Genomic DNA, 22,236 nt, shown 5'->3' on the forward strand with positions numbered 1-22,236 from the left:
AGCCCTGTCGGCCGACCATGACCACTCTCCTGTCCGTACCGAGGCGACGTGACCGCCTGCATTGGCACATACGGTAGACCAATGGGCCACGGTGGTCCAGCAATTCGGCCAAGATCGCCCTCCACGCGGGGCAACTCTCCGCGGTCCGGCGGAGGATCGCCGCAAAAGTTCTCACGGAAAGTCTCGCCATGGACCATTGGCCTATATTACGGTCCATGCCATCAATATTGGGACCACCGAGGAGAACCCATGACGGCAGAACGGCGAGACTCCCTCAAGGCCGACAGCATCACCCCCTGGGGCATCGTCTTCATGGTCGTGGCGACAGCGGCGCCACTGACCGCGATGGCCACCGCGCTGCCCCTGGTCGTGGGCTTCGGCAACGGCGTGGCCGCGCCCGGCACCTTCCTGCTCGTGGCGGTCGTCCTCGCGCTGTTCGCCGTCGGCTACACCTCGATGAGCGCCCACGTGGTCAACGCCGGGGCGTTCTACGCCTACATCAGCGCCGGCCTCGGCCGCCGGATCGGCATGGCTGCCGGGCTGGTCGCCGTGGTCGCCTACAACGTGCTCACGATCTACGTCGTGGGCCTCATCGGCTACTTCTCCCAGCAGACCTTCGAGGCGCAACTGGGGCTGGACCTGCCCTGGTGGCTGTTCTCGGCGGTCGCGCTGGCGATCGCGCTGGTCATCGGGATCCGCGGCGTCGAGCTGAACGTCCGGGCCCTGGGGATCATCCTGCTCGTCGAGACCGGGGTTCTGGTGCTCTTCGACCTCGTGGCCCTCGCCCGGCACGGTCTGGACGTCCTGCCGGCGGAGTCGTTCTCGCCGAGCGAGGTCGTGTCCGGCTCCCCCGGCCTGGCCCTGCTCTTCGCGGTGACGTGCTTCATCGGCTTCGAGGCGACCGCGATCTTCGGTGAGGAGGCGCGCGACCCGCACCGCACCGTGCCGAAGGCGACCTATCTGGCGATCAGCGTGATCGGCACCCTCTACGTGCTGACGGCGTGGGTCCTGGTGGGCACCAACGGCGGCACGAACGCCGGGGACGTGGCCGCGACCGACCCGGGCGCCTTCACCCTCGACGCGATGGCCTCGGTGCTCGGCAGTGGCTCGACGACGGTGATCGACTGGCTCCTGCTCACCAGCCTGCTGGCCGTGCTGATGGCACTGCACAACATGTCGTCGCGCTACCTCATGGCCTTCGGCCGCGAGGGCGTGCTCCCCCGCTACCTCGCCCGCACCCACCCGGAACGGCAGACCCCGCAGGCGGCGGGAGTCACCCAGGCCGCCATCGTCGCGATCGTGGCGCTCGTCTACGTGATCGCGGGCGCCGACCCGTACGTCGACCTCGGCTCCCAGGCCGCCGGGATCGGCTCACTGTCCGTCATCATCCTCATGGCCCTGTGCTCGTTCTCGGTGCCGTTCTACTTCCGGCGCCGCGGGGCCGTGCGCCCGTGGCACCACGTGGTCGCCCCCGTTGCGGCCGCCCTGGCGCTGGCCTACTTCGCCTTCGTGATCCTCGACAACTACGCGGTCGTGACCGGCAGCGACTCCGACCTCGTCAACGCGATGCCGCTGCTGATCCTCGCGACGGCGGTCGTGGGCTTCGTGGTCGGATCCCGTCAGCGGCGCGCGCCGATCCTGGACGCCGTGGCGCACGGCGACCAGACGGAGTCACCGACCCCGACCTCCTAGGATGACCTCGACATGGCCGACACACCGCTGGCGCGCACTCCCGCGACCCTCCGCCCCGATCACCCGCTCGCGGGCTACGCCGACGTCGTCGACCTGATCCGGCGCGAGATCTCGCTGGGGCGACTCCTCCCGGGCGACAAGCTGCCGGCGGAGCGCAAGCTCGCCGAACGGCTCGGCGTGGCGCGGGAGACGCTCCGCCAGGCCTTCCGGGTCCTCGAGGGCAGCGGTCAGATCCAGATCGTGCGCGGCAACGCGGGCGGGGCGATCATCCAGGACAACAGCGTCGCCCCGGAGGTCGCGCTCCACGAGCTTCGGCAGCGCCGGACCGCCCTGCTGAGCCTGATCGAGTTCCGTCGCGAACTCGAGTCGGTGGCCGCTCGACTCTCCGCCACACGCCGCACCGACGAGGACCTCGCGGAGATGAGGCACGCCCAGGAGACCCTGCGCTCGGTCGACAACAAGGACGAGTTCCGTCGCGCGGACACGGTCTTCCATCTCGCCGTGGCCCGAGCGGCGGGCAACCAGCACCTCGCGGCCGCGATCGAGGACAGCCGGGCCAGCATGTTCCAACCGGTCGACCTGGCCGACTTCGAGGTGATCAAGGAGTCGAGCCACGCCCAGCACCAGTTCGTCCTGGACCTGATCGCCGAGGGCGACGGGGAGGCGGCCTCGGCGGCGATGCGGCGCCACATCGACTCCTCCCGCGACGAGATCCTGCGTCTCATCGACGAGTGACGGCGCCTGATGGGGCCCGCCGCTCGCCCCGGGCGGAGCGCCGTCCCGGTCAGCCGATGGAGCGCTCGCCCGTCCAGAATCGGGACCGCAGGGCCTTCTTGTCCGGCTTCCCCAGCGCGGTGAGCGGCAGCGCGTCGACGGCGATCACGTCCTTCGGCGCCTGCACCGAGCCCTTGCGCTCCTTGACCGCGTCCTTGATCTGCGCGACGACCTCGTCGGTGAGCTCGTAGCCCTCGCGCAGCACCACGACCGCGGTGACGGCCTCGCCGAACTTCTCGTGCGGGGTGCCGATGACACCGACCTGGGCGATCGCCGGGTGCTCGGCGACGACGTCCTCGACCTCCCGCGGGAAGACGTTGAACCCGCCGGTGACGATCATGTCCTTGGTCCGGTCGACGATGTACCAGAAGCCGTCCTCGTCCTCGCGGGCGACGTCGCCGGTGTGCATCCAGCCGTCGCGGAAGGTCTCGGCGGTCGCCTCGGGCAGTTGCCAGTAGCCCGCCGACAGCAGCGGTCCGGCGACGCAGATCTCCCCCGGCTCGCCCTGCGGCACGGGGTTGCCGGACTCGTCGAGCAGGGCCGCCCGCAGGTACGCCGAGGGCCGGCCGCACGAGGTGAGGCGGCGCTCGACCGGGGTGCCGTCGGCGTCGACGTGATCACCCTTCGGGAAGTAGCTGATGACCATCGGCGCCTCGGACTGGCCGTAGTACTGGGCGAAGATCGGCCCGAACCGCTCGATCGCCTCCTTGAGCCGGACCGGGTTGATCGCAGAGGCGCCGTAGTAGACGGTCTCCAGCGAGGACAGGTCGCGGGTACGGGAGTCGGGGTGGTCCATCAGCGCGTAGAGCATGGTCGGCACGAGCATCAGCGAGTTGATCCGCTTCTCCTCGATCGTGCGCAGGACCTCGGCGGGATCGAAGCGCGACGAGACGAAGAGGGTCCCGCCCTTGAGCACGACGGGGACGAAGAAGGCGGCGCCGGCGTGGGACAGGGGCGTGCACATGAGGAAGCGGGGCTCCTCCGGCCACTCCCACTCGGCCATCTGGATCTGCGCCATCGTGGAGAACGCGCGCACCGTGCCGATCACCCCCTTCGGCTTGCCCGTGGTGCCGCCGGTGTAGGTGATCGAGGTGATGTGGTCGGGCTCGAGGAGGGCTGCCTGGAACGGCTGCGGCTCGAAGGAGGCCGCCACCTCGGTGAGGTCGGTGCCGACCTCCGCGAGCTCCGGCGGGACCGGGCCGATGGTCAGCACCTGCTTGAGCCCCGGGCACTTGCCGAGCAGCTCGACGGCCCGAGCTGCGAAGTACGGGTCGATGACCAGCGTGGTGATGCCGGCGTCGTTGATCACGTAGGCGTGGTCGTCCGCCGAGCCGAGCGGGTGCAGCGACGTCCGCTGGAAGCCCTGGGTCTGCCCCGCGCCGAGGATGAAGAGGACCTCGGGGCGGTTGAGCGCGAGCAGGGCGCCCGGCGTACCCCGTCCGGCGCCGAGGGACTCGAAGGCCTGGATGTACTGGGAGATCCGCTCAGCGGTCTCGCGGCCGGTCAGGGTCACGTCGCCGAGGTGAACGATCGGGCGGTCGGCGTGCCGCTTGAGGGCGGCGACCATCAGGTGGCCGTTGTGGGCGGGCGTGCGGAGCGTGTCGGTCACCGTCGCAGACTAGAACGTGTTCTAGTGCCAGGCAAGGGGGCCCGACGCCTTCGGCACGGACGCTCCTACGACGCCGGCCTCCGCTCGACCGGCGGGACCAGAGGACGCACGCCGCCGAGCCGCCGATGGAAGCGGACCTGGTCGGCATGGGCGTCGAGCACCTGCCACAGCGCGCGGTGCGCGGACCACGGCAGCGGGTCGTCACCGTGGGCCCACCGCTCCCCGAAGCTGATCCACACCGGCACCCAGGTCTCGGCACAGGCCCAGGCGCCGCGCTGCGCCTCGACGAGGCGGCGGCGCACCTGGAACTCGGTGCGTGGACCGTCGACGCAGATCGGCGCCGTGCGCACCGGCCACACCCACAGGTCCAGCTCCACGAGCTCCATCTCGAGCTCCGGCAGCAGGGCGGGGTCGACCAGCACCGTGGCGACATTCTCGTGCGGCTCGCGCCTCATGCCGAGGACGGTAGCCCGCATCGCCGACACGGAACAGGGCACGGACCGCGTCCGCGGCGTGAAGTTCAGGCGAGCAGCTCCGCGATCCCCCGGACCTCGGCGGCACTGCGGCACGACAGCAGCAGCGTCGTCACCCCGGTCTCCTCCCACTGCGCGACCCGCTCCTTCACCTCCGACGGAGTGCCGATGATGTGCATGTCGTCGACGAGCTCGTCGGGGATGAGGGCGGTCGCCTTGTCCTTCTCGCCGGACAGGTAGAGCTCCTGCACCTCGTCGGCCAGGTCGCCATAGCCCATCCGCGTGAAGACCTGCTTGTGGAAGTTCTGCTCCTTGGCCCCCATCCCGCCCATGTAGAGCGAGACGAACGGCTTCATCCCGTCGACGACCGCCTGCTTCTGCTCCTGCGTCTCGACGATCTGGAGATGACAGGTGGCGGCGATCTCGAAGTCGGCCCGCGTACGCCGCGCACCCGGGCGGGCGAAGCCCTCGTCCAGCCACGGCTGGTACATCCCCGCGCTCCGGGGCGTGTAGAAGATCGGGATCCAGCCGTCGGCGATCTCGGCGGTCTGGGCGACGTTCTTCGGGCCCTCCGCACCGAGCCAGATCGGCAGGTCCGCGCGCAGCGGGTGCACGATCGGCTTGAGCGGCTTGCCGAGACCGACGGCGCCCGGCCCGGCGTACGGGAGGGGGTGATGGGGACCGGCGTTCGTCACCGGCGCCTCGCGGGCCAGCACCTGCCGGATGATCGAGACCACCTCCCGGGTGCGGGCGAGCGGCTTCGCGAACGGGACGCCGTACCAGCCCTCGACGACCTGCGGCCCGCTGACGCCCATACCGAGGACGACCCGCCCGCCGGTCAGGTGGTCGAGGGTGAGCGCGTGCATCGCGATCGACGTCGGCGTCCGTCCGGACATCTGCACGATGGACGTGCCGAGCCGGACGCGCGAGGTCTCGCGGCCCCACCAGGCCAGCGGCGTGAACGCGTCGCTCCCCCATGCCTCCGCGGTGAAGATCGCGTCGAAGCCCGCGTCCTCCGCCGCCGCGACCAGCTCGCCGACCCCCTGCGGCGGTTGCGCGGACCAGTACCCCAGCTGCAAGCCCAGTTTCATGGCTGCATCATGCCCGGCCCGCGGACACGTTTCTAGAACGTGTTTCACTTTTGGGCAGAACATGTTTCACTTCGGATCATGAGTCGCACCCTCTCGGCGCCGGTCACGGTCGCCTTCGACTACACGCGATCCACCGGGCCGGTCGTCGGCCGCTTCCTCTCCGGCCTTCGCGACGGGGTGGTCGTGGGCGGACGGACCTCGGCCGGCCAGGTCGTGGTCCCCCCGCTCGAGTTCGACCCCGTGACCCACGAGGCGACGACCGAGTTCGTGGAGGTCTCCTCCGTCGGCACGGTCACGTCGTGGACCTGGGTCCCCGAGCCGGTGAAGGACCAGCCGTTCGACCGTCCGTTCGCCTTCGCGCTGGTCACCCTCGACGGAGCCGACGTGCCGCTCCTGCACGCCCTGGACGTCTCCTCGCCGGACGAGGTCACGACCGGGATGCGGGTGCGGGTGCGCTGGGCCGCGGAGCGGGTCGGGCACATCAACGACATCGCGTGCTTCGAGCCGCTGGCGCCCGGCGAGACCGAGGCGAGCGCCCCGGCCGCCGCCGGCGACGAGCCGGTCACCGGCGTGGTCACCCCCGTCTCGCTCGACTACCAGTACGCCGCGTCCCCGGAGGAGTCGCTGTTCTACCGCGGGCTCAACGAGGGCCGCATCATGGGCCAGCGCTGCCCGACCTGCCAGAAGGTCTACGTCCCGCCGCGCAGCGCCTGCCCCTCCGACGGCACGCCGACCGCCGAGGAGGTCGAGCTCGCGCAGACCGGCACCATCACGACCTTCTGCGTGGTCAACGTGCCCTTCCTCGGCCAGAAGATCACCCCGCCGTACGTCTCGGCCTACGTCCTCCTCGACGGCGCCGACATCGCGCTGCTGCACCTGATCCTCGGCGTCCCCGCCGAGGAGGTGCGGATGGGCATGCGGGTCAAGGCCGTCTGGAAGCCCGAGGAGGAGTGGGCCTACTCCCTGGAGAACATCGACCACTTCGCGCCGACCGGCGATCCGGACGCCGACTTCGACACCTACAAGCACCACCTCTAGACGGGAGAAACGGACAGATGCGTGACGTCGCCGTCGTCGGGTTCGCCCAGCGACAGATGCCCCAGTTCGACGGGTCACCGACCTGCGTCGAGCTCCTGGTCCCGGTCTTCAGGGAGCTCTACGAGCAGACCGGCTGGACCCGCAAGGACGTCGGGTTCTGGTGCTCCGGCTCCTCCGACTACCTGGCCGGCCGCTCGTTCTCGTTCGTCCAGGCCGTCGACGCCATCGGCGTCATCCCGCCGGTCAACGAGTCGCACGTGGAGATGGACCTCGCGTGGGCCATGTACGAGGCCTGGATCAAGATCCAGACCGGCGAGGTCGACACCGCCCTCGTCTACGCCTTCGGCAAGAGCTCGGCCGGCGTGCTGCGCCGTACCCTCGCCCTCCAGCTCGAGCCCTACACGATGACGCCCCTGTGGCCCGACACCGTGTCCCTCGCCGGTCTCCAGGCTCGCGTCGGCATCGATGCGGGCCTGTGGGACGAGCGCGCCATGGCCGCGGTCGCGAACCGCTCGCTCACCGATGCCGAGAAGAACGAGCACGCCGTCCGGAAGGGCGGATCGTCCGTCGAGGAGCTCCTGGCGCGCCCGATGTACGCCGACCCGCTGCGCAAGCACGACTGCTCCCCCGTCACCGACGGGGTGGCGGCCCTGGTGCTCGCGGCCGGCGACCGGGCACGCGAGGTCCGCGAGCGTCCCGCCTGGCTGACCGGCATCTCCCACTACGTCGACCCGATGGGCATGGGCGTGCGCGACCTGACCCGGTCGCCGTCGGCCCAGCGGGCCGGTGCCGCGCTCGATCTCGGCGGCGTCGAGGTGGCCGAGCTGCACGCGCCCTTCAGCCACCAGGAGCTCATCCTCCGCGCGGAGCTCGGGCTCGGCGACGACGTCGTCATCAACCCCTCGGGCGGCGCGCTCGCCAGCAACCCCATGTTCTCCGGCGGTGGCATCCGCGTCGGCGAGGCAGCGACGCGGATCTGGTCGGGTGAGGCCGACAAGACCCTCGCCCACGCCACCAGCGGCCCCGCCCTGCAGCAGAACCTCGTCTGCACCCTGGAAGCCTCGACCGAAGGAAGGCAGATCTGATGGGCAAGCAGCCCGCAGCCATTATCGGCGTCGGCCAGACCCACCACCGCGCGAAGCGCGAGGACGTCTCCATGGCCGGCCTGTGCCGCGAGGCCATCGACCGCGCGCTCCGCGACGCCAACCTGACGCTCGACGACATCGACGCGATCGTCGTCGGCAAGGCACCCGACCTGTTCGAGGGCGTGATGATGCCCGAGCTGTTCCTCGCCGAGGCGCTCGGGGCGGCCGGCAAGCCGCTGCTGCGCGTCCACACGGCCGGCTCGGTCGGCGGCTCGACCGCCATCGTCGCGTCCTCGCTGGTCCAGGCCGGCGTCCACAAGCGGGTGCTGACGGTCGCCTACGAGAAGCAGTCCGAGTCCAACGCGATGTGGGCGCTCTCCGTGCCGCTGCCGTTCAACATGCCGGTCCACGCGGGAGCCGGCGGCTACTTCGCACCGCACGTGCGCTCCTACATCCGGCGCTCCCAGGCACCCACCCACGTGGGTGCGATCGTGGCGGCCAAGGACCGCAACAACGCGCTGAAGAACCCCTATGCGCACCTCCACAACGAGGGCACGACCGTCGAGTCCGTGCTGGCCTCGCAGATGCTGTGGGACCCGATCCGGTACGACGAGACCTGCCCGTCCTCCGACGGTGCCTGCGCCCTGGTGATCGTCGACGAGGACACCGCCAGGTCCTCGCCGAACCCGGCCTGGATCCACGGCACCGTGATGCGCTCCGAGGCCACCACGGCCGCCGAGCGCGACCAGGTGAACCCGCAGGCCGGTCGCGACGCCGCGGCCGCACTGTGGAAGCAGGCCGGCATCACCAGCCCGATCGACGAGATCGACGCGGCGGAGATCTACGTGCCCTTCTCGTGGTTCGAGCCGATGTGGCTGGAGAATCTCGGCTTCGCCGACGAAGGGACCGGCTGGAGGCTCACGGAGGCCGGCGAGACCGCGATGACCGGCCGGATCCCGGTGAACTGCTCCGGCGGCGTGCTGTCGTCCAACCCGATCGGCGCGTCCGGCATGCTCCGCTTCGGCGAGGCCGCCCTCCAGGTCCGCGGCGCGGCCGGCGAACACCAGGTCGACGGCGCCCGCAAGGCCCTCGGCCACGCGTACGGCGGCGGGTCGCAGTTCTTCGCGATGTGGGTCGTGGGCGCGGACAAGCCGACCAACTGATCACCCGGCCGACGGCGCGCCCGCCGACTCACACGAGTCGCCGGGCGCGCCGTAGTCTTGGGGTGTGATCGAGCTTCGTACCCCGACCCAGATCGAGCAGATGCGTCCCGCCGGGCGCTTCGTCGCCTCGGTGATCCAGGCCCTGTCCGAGAAGGCCGACGTCGGGGTCAACCTGCTCGAGCTCGACGAGCTGGCGCACCGGATGATCAAGGACGCCGGCGCCGAGTCCTGCTACATCGACTACCACCCGTCCTTCGGCGCCAGCCCGTTCGGCAAGGTGCTGTGCACCTCCGTCAACGACGCGGTGCTGCACGGCCTCCCCCACGACTACACCCTGCGCGACGGCGACCTGCTCTCCGTGGACTTCGCGGCGTCGGTCGACGGCTGGGTCGCCGACTCCGCTCTGTCCGTCGTCGTCGGCACGCCCGACCCGAAGGACCTCGCGCTCATCGACGTCACCCAGCGCGCGCTGGACGCCGGCATCGCGGCCGCCCGCGCCGGCAACCGTCTCGGCGACATCTCCTTCGCCATCGGCAGCGTCGCGCACGAGGCCGGTCTCCAGGTCAACCTGCAGTTCGGCGGCCACGGCGTGGGCCGCACCATGCACGGCGAGCCGCACGTCGCCAACGACGGTCGGCCCGGACGTGGCCTCAAGCTGCGTCCCGGCCTGGTCATCGCGATCGAGCCGTGGTTCCTGCACACGACCGACGAGATCGTCTTCGACCCCGACGGCTGGACCATCCGCAGCGCCGACGGGTCCCGCGGCGCCCACTGCGAGCACACGGTCGCGATCACCTCGGGCGACCCGCTCGTCCTCACCGCCCGGGACTGACGGATCCGGCGTCCCGGAGCGCCGCCCGACCGCGGCTGACCCGCTCCGCTCGGGGTACCGCCCCGTCACGACCGACGTGATGGTGGGGTGCGATGGACCGCCGAACCATGGGCGTCGAGGAGGAGCTGATCCTCGTCGACCCGGAGAGCCGCGCCGCGGCGCCGCGCGCGGAGCAGGTGCTCCGCCAGGCCGCCGAGCACGACCTGGACCCGCTCGAGGAGCTCGACCACGAGCTCTTCGCCCACCAGCTCGAGACACGTACGCCGCCGGTGAGCGATGCCGGTGAGCTGCGCGCCCATCTGGTGCGGCTGCGGCGGCGGGCCGCCCGCGCAGCGGAGCGGGCCGGCTTACTGACGGCGGCCTCGGGCGCGGTCCCGCTGCCGGGCGGCCCGCCACGCACGACGCGCGACGACCGGTACCTCACGATGGTGGAGACCTACGGCGAGGTGGCGCGTCCCGGTGGCACCTGCGGACAGCACGTCCACGTCCGCGTCGACGACGACGAGGACGGGGTGCGCGCCATCGATGCGCTGGCCCCGTGGCTGCCCGTCCTGCTGGCCATCAGCGCGAACTCGCCGTTCTACCACGGCCGCGACACCCACTACGCGTCGTGGAGGTCGCAGGCATGGTCGCAGTGGCCGAGCGCCGGGCCGACCGAGGCGTTCGGCTCCGCTGCGGCCTACCACGCGGTCAGCCGCCGGATCATCGCCTCCGGCGCGGCCATGGATCCCGGCATGCTCTACTTCGACGCCCGGCTGTCCGCCCACCAGCCGACGGTCGAGGTCCGGATCGGCGACGTGTGCACCGACCCGGACGACGCGACGATCGTGGCGGTGCTGGTCCGCGCACTGGTCTGCACCGAGCTCGACGGCGCCGGTCTCGGCGCGGGCGGCTGGCGTCCCGAGCTGCTCCGGGCCGCCCGGTGGCGTGCCGCGCGCTACGGCCTGACCGACCGGCTCCTCGACCCGGTCACGGGCTCGCTGGCGCCCGCCCGCGAGGTCCTCGAGAGCCTCCTGGGCCGCGTCGGCGACCAGCTCGACGCCTATGGCGAGACCGAGCTGGTGCGGTCCGGCGTACCGCGGCTGCTCGCGGAGGGCGGGGCGACCCGCCAGCGCGCGGCCTACGAGCGGAGCGGGGCGAGCATCCCTGCGGTCGTGGACGACCTGGTGCGGCGTACGAACGTCGCCTGAGCCCGGTGGCCGGGCCGGGTCCGGCTCAGCGGGTCACTGGGTGAGGCCCCAGAAGAACCCGAAGACGCCACAGGCCACGCCCAGCCCCACGATCAGCCACAGCGACACCCAGGCGAGGGAGTGCATCCCGTGCTGGTAGTGGTTCTCCGCGAACCCGGGGAACTGCTCGGTGTTGACGTCGCTCATCGCAACCTCCTGCATGTCGGCCTGCCTTCACCATGAACGCTACTGCACGCCGCCCGGCTCGGGGAGCAGGCCGGGGATCCGGGCCCTCAGCCTGGAACCGGGCTCAGTTGTCCGCGACCTTGGCGACGACGGCGAAGGCGGCGTCGAGGTCGACGTCCCACTCGACGCCCGCGGCGTCGCGGACCTCGGCCTCGTAGGCGACCCCCGGGTCGTCGCTCGGGTCGACGTCGAGCACCGTGCCGCCGCCGACGGCCGCCAGCGCGGCCTGCTCGGCCGACGTCCGCTCCGCGTCGCTCAGGAGCCGGTCGTCCGCGTCCACGCCGTCCGTCCCGGGTACGTCGTCACGGTCGTCGTCGCGGTCGTCGTCACGGTCGTCGTCCCGGTCCTCGATCACGACCGCGAGGTCGCGGTCCAAGGCGATGTCGACCTCGGTGCCGTCCGCGAGCCGCACCTCCACCTCGTAGGCCTCCCCCGGGTCGTCGCTCTTCTCGACGTCGACGGCCTCGCCGCCGCCGGCGGCGTCCACGGCGGCCGCGGCGACCCGGTCACGCTCGTCGCCGGAGACGTCGTCGGCCGAGGCGGCCCAGAAGACGCCGCCGGCGCCGAGCACCGCGACCGCGGTGAGGGTGGGGACGAGGACGCGCTTGCGGCGCAGGACGTTGATCTTCATGGGAGCTTCCTCTCGCTCGTTCGGTTGACGGTCCGAGCCTGCCGCGAGGTCGCTGAACCTCGCCTGAAGCCACCTGAAGCGGCGTTCAGGAAGGCAGCCGCACCACGAACCGGGCGCCGCCCCGGGCGCTCTCCTCGACCACCACCGACCCGCCGTGAGCGGTGACGACCTCGCGCACGATGGCGAGCCCGAGGCCGCTCCCGCCGGCGTCGCGAGCCCGCGCGTCGTCGAGGCGGACGAAGCGCTCGAAGACCCGGGCACGGTCCGCAGGGGCGATGCCGGAGCCGTCGTCCTCGACCACGAGCTCGACACCCCCGGCCACCGTCCGCAGGGAGAGCGCGAGACGGGAGCGAGCGTGCCGGGCCGCGTTGTCCAGCAGGTTCCGCACGACCTGGGCGAGGGCGACGGTGTCGCCGTGGACCCGGCCCGGCCCGACCCCCCGGGTTTCCACCACGAGACCGGCCCGAGCGACCCGACGGGCATCGGCCAGCACGAGGTCGTCGAGGTCCACATCGGTCCAGGGGCTCCGGCCGCGCCCGTCGCCGGCGCGGGCGAGCGCCAGGAGCTGGTCGACGAGAGCCTGCATGCGCAGCGCCTCCTCGAGGACCGTCTCGGCCAGCTCTCCCTCCGGCAGCGCGTCCGGATGGACCCGAGCGACCTCGGCCGCCTGCCGGATGCTGGCGAGCGGCGAGCGGAGCTCGTGAGAGGCGTCGGCGACGAACTCCTCCTGCCGGTCGCGCGCGCCCTGCAGCCGCGCCAGCATCAGGTTCATGGTGCGGGCCAGCCTGCCCACCTCGTCGCGTGCCGGAGGCTCCGGCACGCGTCGCTCCAGGCTCGATCCGCTGATCAGCTCCACCTCGGTCCGGATCCGCTCCACCGGCCGCAGCGCCCGGGACACGACGAGCCAGGTGGTCGCGCCGACCACGAGCAGGAGCAGGGGGGCGCCGAGCAGCAGCGGCGCCGCGAGGGCGGTCGTCGTCTCCTCGACATCCTCCAGCGACACCGCTGCCGACACGACCGACCCGTCCTCGGCATCGTCGCTCGCCACGACGTACGGGTGCTCGCCGCCGGGCAGCTCGACGACGTCGTCGTCGGTGTCGGGGATCGTGCCGCGCAGCGACGGCTCGGCGGCCACGACCCGCCCGTCCGGGCCGACCACCTGCCAGACGACCTCCTCGGGCTCGTCCTCGTCTGCGTCGCCCACCGCGGGGCGCGGCGGGTCGTTCGCCTCGATCCGGGCGACGAGGTCGGCGACGCGCTGCTCGGCCGTCGACTCGGCGGCGTCGCGCAGGGAGGAGCGCACCGTGAGCACGAGCGCGGCCGCGCCGACGAGCAGCGCGACGGCGACGACGAGGACGGCGGCGAGCGTCGTACGCACTCGCACCGAGCCGGGGACGCGCACCTCAGCCGCCGTCGCTCGCGAGCCGGTAGCCGGCACCGCGGACGGTCTCGATGGCCTGTCGCCCGAACGGCCGGTCGACCTTGTTGCGCAGGTGGCGGACGTAGACCTCGACGATATTCGGGTCCCCGTCGAAGTCGCCGTCCCAGACCGCGTCGAGGATCTGGCGCTTGGACACCACGTCGCCGGGGTGCCGGGCGAGGAAGGCGAGGACCGCGAACTCCCGCGCGGTGAGGCTGACCTCCTCCGCGCCCCGGCGTACCCGGCGGGCCGCGGGGTCGATCACCAGGTCGCCGATCTCGAGCGTGGTGGGGCGCTCGCGGGCGCCGCGGCGGACCACGGCGCGCAGCCGGGCGACCAGCACGGGGAACGAGAACGGCTTGGTCAGGTAGTCGTCCGCACCGGTGTCCAGCCCCTCGACCTGGTCCCACTCGCCGTCCTTCGCCGTGAGCATCAGGACCGGCGTCCAGTTGCCCTCGCGCCGCAGCGTCTCGCACACCTTGTAGCCGTTGATCCCCGGCAGCATCAGGTCGAGCACGATCGCGTCGTACTCGTTCTCACGCGCCAGCCACAGGCCGTCGGTGCCGTCGTGGGCCACGTCGACGGCGAAGCCCTCCGCGCCGAGGCCCACCTCCAGCGAACGCGCGAGCCGGCGCTCGTCGTCGACGACCAGGACACGCATGCGACCTCCGGAAAGCAGTCAGGGTGGCTCCATTCTCGCGGAGCCACCCTGAACCTGCGCTGAAGAGCGCGCCGGAGATCAGCGGTAGTCGACCTGCATCTCCTTGATGGCGTTGAGCCAGCCCGACCGCAGCCGGCGCGGCTCGCCGGCGAGGGAGATGTTGGGGGCGAGGTCGGCGAGCGCGTTGAAGATCAGGTTGATCTGCAGGCGAGCCAGGTTGGCGCCGAGGCAGTAGTGCGCGCCGTGGCCGCCGAACGCGACGTGCGGGTTGTTCTCGCGCAGGATGTTGAACGAGAACGGGTCCTCGAACACCTCCTCGTCGAAGTTCGCCGAGGCGTAGAAGAGGCCGACGCGGTCGCCCTTCTTGATCGCCTGGCCGGCCAGCTCGGTGTCCTGCTTGGCGGTGCGCTGGAAGACCGTGACAGGGGTCGCCCAGCGGACGATCTCGTCGATGGCGGTCTCCGGACGCTCCTTCTTCCACAGCTCCCACTGGTCGGGGTTCTCGAAGAAGGCGTGCATGCCGTGGGTCGTGGCGTTGCGCGTGGTCTCGTTGCCGGCGACGGTCAGCAGGATGACGAAGAAGCCGAACTCGTCGTTGGTGAGCGCGCCGTGGTCGTCGTCCTGCCCGACGCTGATCAGCTTGGTGACGATGTCGTCCTGGGGGTTCGCCCGCCGCTCGTTGGCCAGCTGGTCGAAGTAGCCGAGGATCTCCATGGACGCGATCGCCGGGTCGGCGTCGATCTCCGGGTCGTCGTACCCCATCATCTGGTTGGACCACTCGAAGAGCTTCTTGCGGTCCTCCTGCGGCACGCCGAGGAAGTCGGCGATCGCCTGCAGCGGCAGCTCGGAGGCCACCTCCTCGACGAAGTCGCCGCTGCCCTTCGCCACCGCCTGCTCGACGATCTCGTAGGCGCGGTCCTTGAGCGCCTGCTTGAGCGAGGCGATCACCCGCGGGGTGAAGCCGCGCGAGACGATCCCCCGCATCTTGGTGTGGTCCGGCGGGTCGTGGTGGATCAGCATCGCGCGCTGGACCTCGACCTGATCGCGGGTCATGTCGGGCGCGAAGCGGATGATGACGCCGTTCTCCATGGCCGACCAGTTCTCGTTGTCCTTCGAGACCTGACGCACCTCGGCATGCCGGGTGCACGCCCAGTAGCCGGTGTCGAGGAACCCCGCGCGGGCCTCCGGGACCTGCTCGATCCAGCGGATCGGCTCGCTCGCGCGCAGCGCGCGGAACTGCTCGTGGGGTACGGCGACTTCGTTGATGTCGGGATCCGTGGGATCCCAATCCGTCGGAATGAGGAGCTCGGTCACACCACGAACCTTTCGCTACGGGACAGCCGGGGGATGGAACACGTTCTAACGCCACCGTACAAAGCATCGCGCCAATACGAAAGGGTTTCGTGAAACGACTTTCGACGCCGCGCGCCGGCGACGCGGATCACACTAGAACGTGTTCTAGTGTGATGCTACGGTGCGACCATGGGCAACCCGGTGATCGTCGAAGCAGTCCGCACTCCCCTGGGCAAGCGCAAGGGCTGGCTGGCCGGCCTCCATCCGGCGCAGACCCTCGGCACGATCATGACCGAGGTCCTGCGGCGCGCGGACGTCGATCCCGCCCTCGTCGAGCAGGTGATCGGGGGCTGCGTCACCCAGGCCGGCGAGCAGTCCAACGACGCGGTCCGTCGGGCCTGGCTCTACGCCGGACTGCCCCAGGCCACCGCCGGCACCGCCCTCGACGCGCAGTGCGGCTCCGGCCAGCAGGCCGCGCACCTCGTCAACGACATGGTCGCCGCGGGCACCATCGACGTCGGCATCGCCTGCGGCGTGGAGATGATGTCCCGCATCCCCCTCGGCGCGAACGTGCCCCCCGGACTCGGGGACCCGCGCCCCGCCGACTGGTCGATCGACATGCCGAACCAGTTCGAGGCCGCCGACCGGATCGCGCGCAACCGGGGCCTGAGCCGCGGCGACCTCGAGGCACTCGGCCTCGCCTCCCAGGCCAAGGCGCGCGCCGCCGTCGACGAGGGTCGCTTCAAGCGCGAGATCGCGCCGATCGAGGCGCCGGTGCTGTCGGACTCCGGCGAGCCGACCGGCGAGACCCGTCTCGTCGACAGCGACCAGGGCCTGCGTGAGACCACCGCCGAGGGCCTCGCCGGCCTGCGCACGGTGCTCGAGGACGGCCTGCACACCGCCGGCACCTCCTCGCAGATCTCCGACGGCGCCGCCGCCGTGTTGATCATGGACGAGGACAAGGCGCGCGCGCTGGGCCTGACGCCCCGGGCCCGCATCAAGGCACAGTGCCTCGTCGGCTCCGACCCCTACTACCACCTCGACGGCCCCATCGACGCCACCCAGCGCCTGCTCGACAAGACCGGCATGGCGATCGGCGACTTCGACCTGTTCGAGGTCAACGAGGCGTTCGCGTCCGTCGTCCTCTCCTGGGCCGGCGTGCACGGCGTCGACATGGACAAGGTCAACGTCAACGGCGGTGCCATCGCCCTCGGCCACCCCGTGGGCGCCACCGGTGTCCGCCTGATCACCACCGCCCTGCACGAGCTGGAGCGGCGGGACGCCTCCACCGCGCTGATCTCGATGTGCGCCGGCGGCGCGATGGCGACGGGGACGATCATCGAGCGGATCTGACGCGGAGACAGTTTCACCGGCCGGCCGGTGAAACTCACGCTGGGACGAGGAAACTTCCTCGTCCCAGCGTGAGTTTTGTCGTCCAACCCAGCCGTTCATCCACAAGGCCGAGCGGTCGTACCCGGATATCCACAGCACGAGCCCGGCTAACGGGCGAAGCCCGGCCAAACCAGGGACGCTGTGGTTCATGCTCGAGTACCTCGTCGACGGCAGCGGGATCCTGCTGAGGCGCGACGCGATCGCCGCCGGTTGCGATGACAACGTCCTCAAGCGAGCGGTGCGTTCCGGCTTCCTCGTGCGGATCCGCCAGGGCTGCTACGTGCTCCGCTCCGTCTGGGAGCAGGCAGACGCCGTCGAACGCCACCGGCTGCTTCTCGACGCCGTCCGCCAGCTGTACGACGATCGCGTGGCGGCCTCGCACCTGAGCGCCTGCCTCGAGCACGGCGGTCCGAACTGGGGCCTCGATCTGTCCGCCGTCCACCTGACCAACTTGTACGGGAAAGGCGAGCGGACGTCGGCGCGCGTGATCCACCACCGCGGGGAGGTCCGTGTCGAGGACGTGACCCGTGACAGCCAAGGCTGGCTGACGGCACCCGCCCGAACCGCCCTCGACACAGCCTCCCTGCTACGACAGGAACCGGGAGTTGCCGTGGTCGACTGGTACGTCCAGACCGGCCTCACCAGTCTCGTTCAGCTCTTCGACCTGTTCGGCCGGATGAGGACCTGGCCGCACACCCTGCACCTCCATCGCGTCCTCGCTCTTGCCGACGGCAAGGCGGAGTCCGTCGGCGAGACGCGCACCAGGCTGATGCTGCGCGCGCACCGCGTGCCCCCTCCGATCCCCCAGTACGAGATCCGGCACCCGAGCGGGCAACTCGCCGGGCGGGTCGACTTCGCGTGGCCGGAGTTCAAGGTGATGCTCGAGTTCGACGGCATGGTCAAGTACCACCGGCACCGTCGACCCGGCGAGTCCATCGAAGAGATGGTGATCCGGGAGAAGCAGCGTGAGGACCGCCTCCGGGAGCTCACCGGCTGGGTGATGATCAGGATCAGTTGGGGCGACCTCGCCAATCCGGACGCGACCGTCGCGCGGATTCTCCGAGCGATGCGGCTGGCGGCATGACAGTCCCACGGGTCTCAACCGCCACATCGGGACGACAAAACTCATGCTGGGACGAGGAAGTTTCCTCGTCCAGGCATGAGTTTCACCGGCCGGCCGGTGAAACTGTCTTCTCAGGCCGACCCGTACACCGGCTCCGGCACGGGAGCCTCACCGAGCAGCTTCCGGAGAGCAGGACCGACCCTGCCGGCCTCCCAACGGGCACCGTTGTCGCGAGACGGGCCGTGGGACCAGCCGTTCTCGAGCGTGATGACCGAGCCGTCGATCTCGACCACCCGACCGGTGACGTCGCCCGCCTCCTCGGAGGCGAGCCAGGCGACGACGGGCGCGTTGTCCTCGGGCAGGGCCATGGCGGAGGTGTCGAAGGCACCCTCGGTCATCCGGGTCTTGGCCACCGGGGCGATCGCGTTGACGGTGACGCCGTACCTGCCCATCTCGGCGGCCGCGACGAGGGTGAGTCCGGCGATGCCCGCCTTGGCGGCGGAGTACGTCGCCTGGCCGATCGAGCCCTGGAGGCCGGCGCCGGAGGAGGTGTTGATCACGCGGGCGGCGCGCTGACGGCCCTCCTTCGCCTCCGCGCGCCAGTACGCGCCGGCGTGGCGCAGCGGTGCGAAGTGACCCTTGAGGTGGACGCGGATCACCGAGTCCCACTCCTCCTCGCTGGTGTTGACCAGCATCCGGTCGCGCACGAAGCCGGCGTTGTTGACGAGGATGTCGAGGCCGCCGTACACGTCGACGGCCTGGCGTACCATCGCCTCCGCGGCGGCGAAGTCCGCCACGTCCGCGCCGTTGACGACCGCCTCGCCGCCCAGCGCCTCGATCTCCGCGACGACCTCGTGGGCGGGCGTCTCCTCGGTGCCCTCGCCGGCCAGCGACACGCCGAAGTCGTTCACGACGACCTTCGCGCCGTGGCGCGCCAGCTCCAGCGCGTGGGCGCGTCCGATGCCTCGCCCGGCACCGGTCACGATCGCGACCCGGCCCTCCAACAACCTGCTCACTGCGGTCTCCTCTGCGACGTCGGGTCGTCCACGGCGGACCCGGGACGGACCACGATACCAAGCAAATGCTTGGTAGCATGGCGGGCATGACAGTCACCAGCGAGCTGCGGCCCGACGGGATCCGCGTCGTGACGATGAACGCTCCCCCGGTCAACGCCCTCACCGTCCAGGGCTGGTTCGACGTGGCCGCCGCGCTGGACGAGGCCGGCGCCGACATGGCGACCAAGGTCGTCGTGCTGCGCGCGGAGGGCAAGGGCTTCAACGCCGGCGTCGACATCAAGGAGATGCAGAACACGACCGGCTTCGACGCCCTCCTCGGCGCCAACAAGGGCTGCTTCGCCGCCTTCAAGGCCGTCTACGAGTGCGCGGTTCCGGTGGTCGCGGCCGTCAACGGCTTCTGCGTCGGCGGCGGGGTGGGACTGGTCGGCAACGCCGACATCGTCGTGGCCAGCGACGACGCCTACTTCGGGGTGCCCGAGGTCAACCAGGGCGCGCTGGGCGCCGCGACCCACATGGCCCGCCTCGTCCCCCAGCACCTGATGCGCACCCTCTACTTCACCGCGCGCACGATCCCGGCGGCGGACCTGGTCCAGTTCGGCTCCGTGCTCGAGGTCGTGCCCCGCGACGACCTGCTCGACGCGGCGCTGAAGGTCGCCGGCGAGATCGCCGCCAAGAACACCACGGTGATCCGCGCCGCGAAGGAGGCGCTCAACGGGATCGACCCGGTCGACGTCAACAAGTCCTACCGCTGGGAGCAGGGCTTCACCTTCGAGCTCAACCTGATGGGCGTCAGCGACGAGCTGCGTGACGACTTCGCCGGCACCGAGAAGGCCAAGGGGGCGTGATGAGCAGCAAGCGCAAGCCGCGCGACAAGCGGATGTCGATCGAGGAGGTCGTCGGCAGCCTCGAGAGCGGCATGACCATCGGCATCGGCGGCTGGGGCCCCCGACGCAAGCCGATGGCGCTGGTCCGCGCGATCTACAACTCAGACCTCACCGACCTGACCGTCGTCAGCTGGGGCGGAGCCGACGTAGGCCTGCTCGCCCGCGCGGGCAAGATCCGCAAGCTGGTCTACGCCTTCGTCTCGCTCGACACGGTCCCGCTCGAGCCGAACTTCCAGCGCGCCCGCCAGACGGCGTCCATCCCCGAGGTCGTCGAGCTCGACGAGGGCATGTTCCAGACCGGGCTCAAGGCCGCGGCCGAGCGGCTGCCCTTCCTCCCGATGCGCGCCGGCCTCGGCTCCGACGTCCTGGTCAACAACCCGTGGCTCAAGACGGTCACCAGCCCGTACGACGAGGGCCACGGTCACGAGGAGCTCGTCGCCGTCCCCGCGCTCAAGCTGGACGCCGCGCTCGTGCACCTCAACCGCGCCGACCAGCACGGCAATGCGACCTACCTGGGCCCGGACCCTTACTTCGACGACCTCTTCGCGATGGCCGCCGACCGGACCTATGTCAGTGTCGAGCAGGTCGTCGACACCGCCGGCCTGACCGTCGACACCCCCGTGCAGCGGCTGCTGCTCAATCGGATGATGGTCAGCGGTGTGGTCGAGACCCCGAACGGCGCGCACTTCACCACCTGCACGCCCGACTACGAGCGCGACGAGAGGTTCCAGCGTGCCTACGCCGCCGCGGCCGGCGGCACCGACGAGGAGTGGCAGGCCTTCCACGACCGCTTCCTCGCCGGCGACGAGGCCGCCTACCAGGCAGCCGTCCAGGCCTTCACCGAGGAGAACGCCCGATGAGCGACTACACCCGCGCCGACGTCTGCGCCGCCGCGATCGCGGACGCCTTCAGCGAGGACGGCGAGATCTTCGCCAGCCCGATGGGCCTGCTGCCCACGCTCGGCGTCCGGCTCGCCAAGCTCACGTCGAACCCCGACCTGGTGATCAGCGACGGCGAGTCGCTCTTCCTCGGTGGTACGCCGCCCCTGGGCGGCAAGGACGTCGTCGAGGGCTGGATCCCGTTCCGCCGCGTCTTCGACGTCGTCGCCTACGGCAAGCGCCACGTGATGATGGGCGCCACCCAGGTCGACCGGCACGGCAACCAGAACATCTCCGCGATCGGTCCGTTCGCCCAGCCCAAGCGCCAGCTCCTCGGCTCGCGCGGCGCCCCGGGCAACACGGTCAACAACCGGACGTCGTATTGGGTGCCCAAGCACTCCACGCGCGTGTTCGTCGAGCAGGTCGACATCGTCTCCGGCGTCGGCCCGGCACGGGCCAAGGCCGCCGGAGCGGGCGCCGCCCGGTTCAACGACATCCACCGGATCGTCAGCAACCTCGGGGTCTTCGACCTCGGTGGCGCCGACGACACCGTCCGGCTGGTCTCGGTGCACCCGGGTGTCACGGCCGACGAGGTCGTCGCCGCGACCGGCTTCGCGCTCGAGGTCCCGGCCGAGGCGCCGGTGACCCGCGAGCCGACGTACGAGGAGCTCACCATCATCCGCGAGATGCTCGACCCCAAGGGCCTGCGCTTCAAGGAGGTGCCGGCCGAATGATCGCCCAGCAGATCCGTACGCCGTTCACCGACCTCGTCGGCGTCCCGCACCCGGTCGTGCAGACCGGTATGGGCTGGGTCTCCGGGCCGCGTCTCGTCTCCGGCACCGCCAACGCCGGCGGCCTCGGCATCCTCGCCTCGGCGACGATGACGACGCCCGAGCTCGAGGCCGCGATCATCGAGGTCAAGGGCCGCACCGACCAGCCCTTCGGCGTCAACCTGCGCGCCGACGCCGCCGACGCGAGTGACCGCTGCCAGCTCCTCATCGACCACGGCGTGAAGGTGGCGTCCTTCGCGCTCGCCCCCAAGCCGGAGCTCATCGCCAAGCTCAAGGAGCACGACATCGTCGTCATGCCCTCGATCGGCGCGGCCAAGCACGCGAAGAAGGTCGCCGGCTGGGGCGCCGACGCCGTCATGGTCCAAGGCGGCGAGGGCGGTGGTCACACCGGCGCGATCCCGACCACCCTGCTGCTGCCGACCGTGCTGGACGCCGTCGACATCCCCGTCATCGCGGCGGGTGGCTTCTTCGACGGCCGCGGCCTCGCCGCGGCCCTGTCGTACGGCGCCGCCGGCGTCGGCATGGGCACCCGCTTCCTGCTGACCCGCGACTCCGCGGTGCCCGACGCCGTCAAGGAGCTCTACCTGTCGAAGGGCCTCACGGACACCGTCGTGACGGCCAAGGTCGACGGCATGCCGCACCGGATGCTCCGGACCCCCCTGGTCGACTCGCTCGAGGAGACCTCGGCGATCCGCCGGCTCGGCCCGACCATGCGCCGCACGCTGGAGTTCAAGAGGTCCTCCGGGATGTCGTGGACCGGCCTGCTCAAGGACGGCCGCGCGATGAAGAGGGCACAGGGCCGCACCCTCGGCCAGATGGCCCTCGCCGCCAACACCCCCACCATGCTCCGCGCGGGTCTGGTCGAGGGCGACACCTCCGCCGGCGTCCTCGCCAGCGGCCAGGTCGTCGGCGTCATCGACGACCTCCCGTCGTGCGAGGAGCTGATCGAGCGGATCGTGGTCCAGGCCGCCGGCGAGCTGCAGCGGACGGCGTCGTACCTGGCGTGACCTGTCGGCCCCCTGCTCTAGGGTCCTC

22 protein-coding genes are annotated in these 22,236 nt (G+C 71.1%); 13 read left to right on the forward strand and 9 right to left on the reverse strand.

The features are described from left to right. Positions 1-249 precede the first annotated feature (249 nt). Both ACPZVR_RS11890 and ACPZVR_RS11895 read left to right on the forward strand, forming a co-directional pair. Positions 250-1,692, forward strand: a complete 1,443-nt coding sequence (locus ACPZVR_RS11890) for an APC family permease (RefSeq protein WP_436699796.1) — start codon at positions 250-252, stop codon at positions 1,690-1,692. Between the two features lie 12 nt (positions 1,693-1,704). Next, the gene (locus tag ACPZVR_RS11895) at positions 1,705-2,427 is read left to right on the forward strand and encodes a FadR/GntR family transcriptional regulator (RefSeq protein WP_436699797.1); all 723 of its coding nucleotides are present in this window, start codon (positions 1,705-1,707) and stop codon (positions 2,425-2,427) included. 49 nt (positions 2,428-2,476) lie between these two features. On the opposite strand, the gene fadD8 is transcribed toward ACPZVR_RS11895, so the two are convergent. The 3 genes from fadD8 to ACPZVR_RS11910 all read right to left on the reverse strand — a co-directional run bounded on the left by fadD8 (position 2,477) and on the right by ACPZVR_RS11910 (position 5,639). Then, positions 2,477-4,075: a fatty-acid--CoA ligase FadD8 gene (gene fadD8, locus ACPZVR_RS11900; protein ID WP_436699798.1), complete on the reverse strand. Its 1,599-nt coding sequence runs from the start codon at positions 4,073-4,075 to the stop codon at positions 2,477-2,479. Positions 4,076-4,140: 65 nt separating this feature from the next. Continuing rightward, positions 4,141-4,530, reverse strand: a complete 390-nt coding sequence (locus tag ACPZVR_RS11905) for a hypothetical protein (RefSeq protein WP_436699799.1) — start codon at positions 4,528-4,530, stop codon at positions 4,141-4,143. Between the two features lie 65 nt (positions 4,531-4,595). Beyond that, positions 4,596-5,639: an LLM class F420-dependent oxidoreductase gene (locus ACPZVR_RS11910; RefSeq protein WP_436699800.1), complete on the reverse strand. Its 1,044-nt coding sequence runs from the start codon at positions 5,637-5,639 to the stop codon at positions 4,596-4,598. A gap of 78 nt (positions 5,640-5,717) precedes the next feature. Between ACPZVR_RS11910 and ACPZVR_RS11915 the strand changes: the two genes are divergently transcribed. The 5 genes from ACPZVR_RS11915 (at position 5,718) to ACPZVR_RS11935 (ending at position 10,947) form a co-directional block, all read left to right on the forward strand. Then, positions 5,718-6,677 (forward strand): Zn-ribbon domain-containing OB-fold protein, encoded by a 960-nt coding sequence (locus ACPZVR_RS11915; protein ID WP_436699801.1) that lies wholly within the window; start codon positions 5,718-5,720, stop codon positions 6,675-6,677. A gap of 17 nt (positions 6,678-6,694) precedes the next feature. Next, positions 6,695-7,762, forward strand: coding sequence for a thiolase family protein (locus tag ACPZVR_RS11920; RefSeq protein ID WP_436699802.1), 1,068 nt, complete (start codon positions 6,695-6,697; stop codon positions 7,760-7,762). Next, the gene (locus tag ACPZVR_RS11925; RefSeq protein ID WP_436699803.1) at positions 7,762-8,925 is read left to right on the forward strand and encodes a thiolase family protein; all 1,164 of its coding nucleotides are present in this window, start codon (positions 7,762-7,764) and stop codon (positions 8,923-8,925) included. The genes ACPZVR_RS11920 and ACPZVR_RS11925 overlap by 1 nt, the downstream gene beginning before the upstream one ends. Before the next feature lie 64 nt (positions 8,926-8,989). Continuing rightward, a complete protein-coding gene (gene map, locus ACPZVR_RS11930) occupies positions 8,990-9,757 on the forward strand; it encodes a type I methionyl aminopeptidase (protein WP_436699804.1) in 768 nt (255 codons plus the stop codon). 92 nt (positions 9,758-9,849) lie between these two features. Then, complete coding sequence (locus ACPZVR_RS11935) at positions 9,850-10,947, forward strand: carboxylate-amine ligase (protein ID WP_436699805.1); 1,098 nt, start codon at positions 9,850-9,852, stop codon at positions 10,945-10,947. 33 nt (positions 10,948-10,980) lie between these two features. Here the strand turns inward: ACPZVR_RS11935 and ACPZVR_RS11940 are convergent, their stop codons facing one another. The 5 genes from ACPZVR_RS11940 to ACPZVR_RS11960 form a co-directional block, all read right to left on the reverse strand. Then, complete coding sequence (locus tag ACPZVR_RS11940; protein WP_436699806.1) at positions 10,981-11,133, reverse strand: hypothetical protein; 153 nt, start codon at positions 11,131-11,133, stop codon at positions 10,981-10,983. Between the two features lie 103 nt (positions 11,134-11,236). Beyond that, positions 11,237-11,803, reverse strand: coding sequence for a PepSY domain-containing protein (locus ACPZVR_RS11945; protein WP_436699807.1), 567 nt, complete (start codon positions 11,801-11,803; stop codon positions 11,237-11,239). A gap of 85 nt (positions 11,804-11,888) precedes the next feature. Then, positions 11,889-13,181, reverse strand: coding sequence for a sensor histidine kinase (locus ACPZVR_RS11950; protein WP_436699808.1), 1,293 nt, complete (start codon positions 13,179-13,181; stop codon positions 11,889-11,891). Positions 13,182-13,206: 25 nt separating this feature from the next. After that, entirely contained in the window at positions 13,207-13,884 is a 678-nt protein-coding gene (locus ACPZVR_RS11955; RefSeq protein WP_436699809.1) for a response regulator transcription factor, read from the reverse strand. A 78-nt stretch (positions 13,885-13,962) separates the two neighbouring features. Further along, entirely contained in the window at positions 13,963-15,198 is a 1,236-nt protein-coding gene (locus tag ACPZVR_RS11960) for a cytochrome P450 (RefSeq protein ID WP_436699810.1), read from the reverse strand. Between the two features lie 168 nt (positions 15,199-15,366). On the opposite strand from ACPZVR_RS11960, the gene ACPZVR_RS11965 reads away from it, so the two are divergent. Further along, positions 15,367-16,530, forward strand: a complete 1,164-nt coding sequence (locus tag ACPZVR_RS11965) for a steroid 3-ketoacyl-CoA thiolase (RefSeq protein WP_436699811.1) — start codon at positions 15,367-15,369, stop codon at positions 16,528-16,530. Between the two features lie 187 nt (positions 16,531-16,717). After that, entirely contained in the window at positions 16,718-17,653 is a 936-nt protein-coding gene (locus ACPZVR_RS11970) for a type IV toxin-antitoxin system AbiEi family antitoxin domain-containing protein (protein WP_436699812.1), read from the forward strand. 110 nt (positions 17,654-17,763) lie between these two features. Here ACPZVR_RS11970 and ACPZVR_RS11975 read toward each other — a convergent pair whose 3' ends face one another. Then, positions 17,764-18,648: an SDR family oxidoreductase gene (locus ACPZVR_RS11975; RefSeq protein ID WP_436699813.1), complete on the reverse strand. Its 885-nt coding sequence runs from the start codon at positions 18,646-18,648 to the stop codon at positions 17,764-17,766. A gap of 86 nt (positions 18,649-18,734) precedes the next feature. Here ACPZVR_RS11975 and ACPZVR_RS11980 point away from each other — a divergent pair, with 86 nt between their 5' ends. The 4 genes from ACPZVR_RS11980 to ACPZVR_RS11995 are packed head-to-tail and all read left to right on the forward strand — an operon-like array spanning position 18,735 to position 22,208. Beyond that, positions 18,735-19,493 carry an enoyl-CoA hydratase family protein gene (locus ACPZVR_RS11980; RefSeq protein WP_436699814.1) on the forward strand — a complete coding sequence of 253 codons (759 nt, stop codon included), beginning with the start codon at positions 18,735-18,737 and terminating at the stop codon, positions 19,491-19,493. Further along, positions 19,493-20,392, forward strand: coding sequence for a CoA transferase subunit A (locus tag ACPZVR_RS11985; protein WP_436699815.1), 900 nt, complete (start codon positions 19,493-19,495; stop codon positions 20,390-20,392). The genes ACPZVR_RS11980 and ACPZVR_RS11985 overlap by 1 nt, the downstream gene beginning before the upstream one ends. Continuing rightward, a complete protein-coding gene (locus ACPZVR_RS11990; protein ID WP_436699816.1) occupies positions 20,389-21,144 on the forward strand; it encodes a CoA-transferase subunit beta in 756 nt (251 codons plus the stop codon). The genes ACPZVR_RS11985 and ACPZVR_RS11990 overlap by 4 nt, the downstream gene beginning before the upstream one ends. Next, a complete protein-coding gene (locus ACPZVR_RS11995; protein WP_436699817.1) occupies positions 21,141-22,208 on the forward strand; it encodes an NAD(P)H-dependent flavin oxidoreductase in 1,068 nt (355 codons plus the stop codon). The genes ACPZVR_RS11990 and ACPZVR_RS11995 overlap by 4 nt, the downstream gene beginning before the upstream one ends. Positions 22,209-22,236 lie beyond the last annotated feature (28 nt).

This window comes from Nocardioides segetis (assembly GCF_051390595.1).
Classification (GTDB): domain Bacteria; phylum Actinomycetota; class Actinomycetes; order Propionibacteriales; family Nocardioidaceae; genus Nocardioides.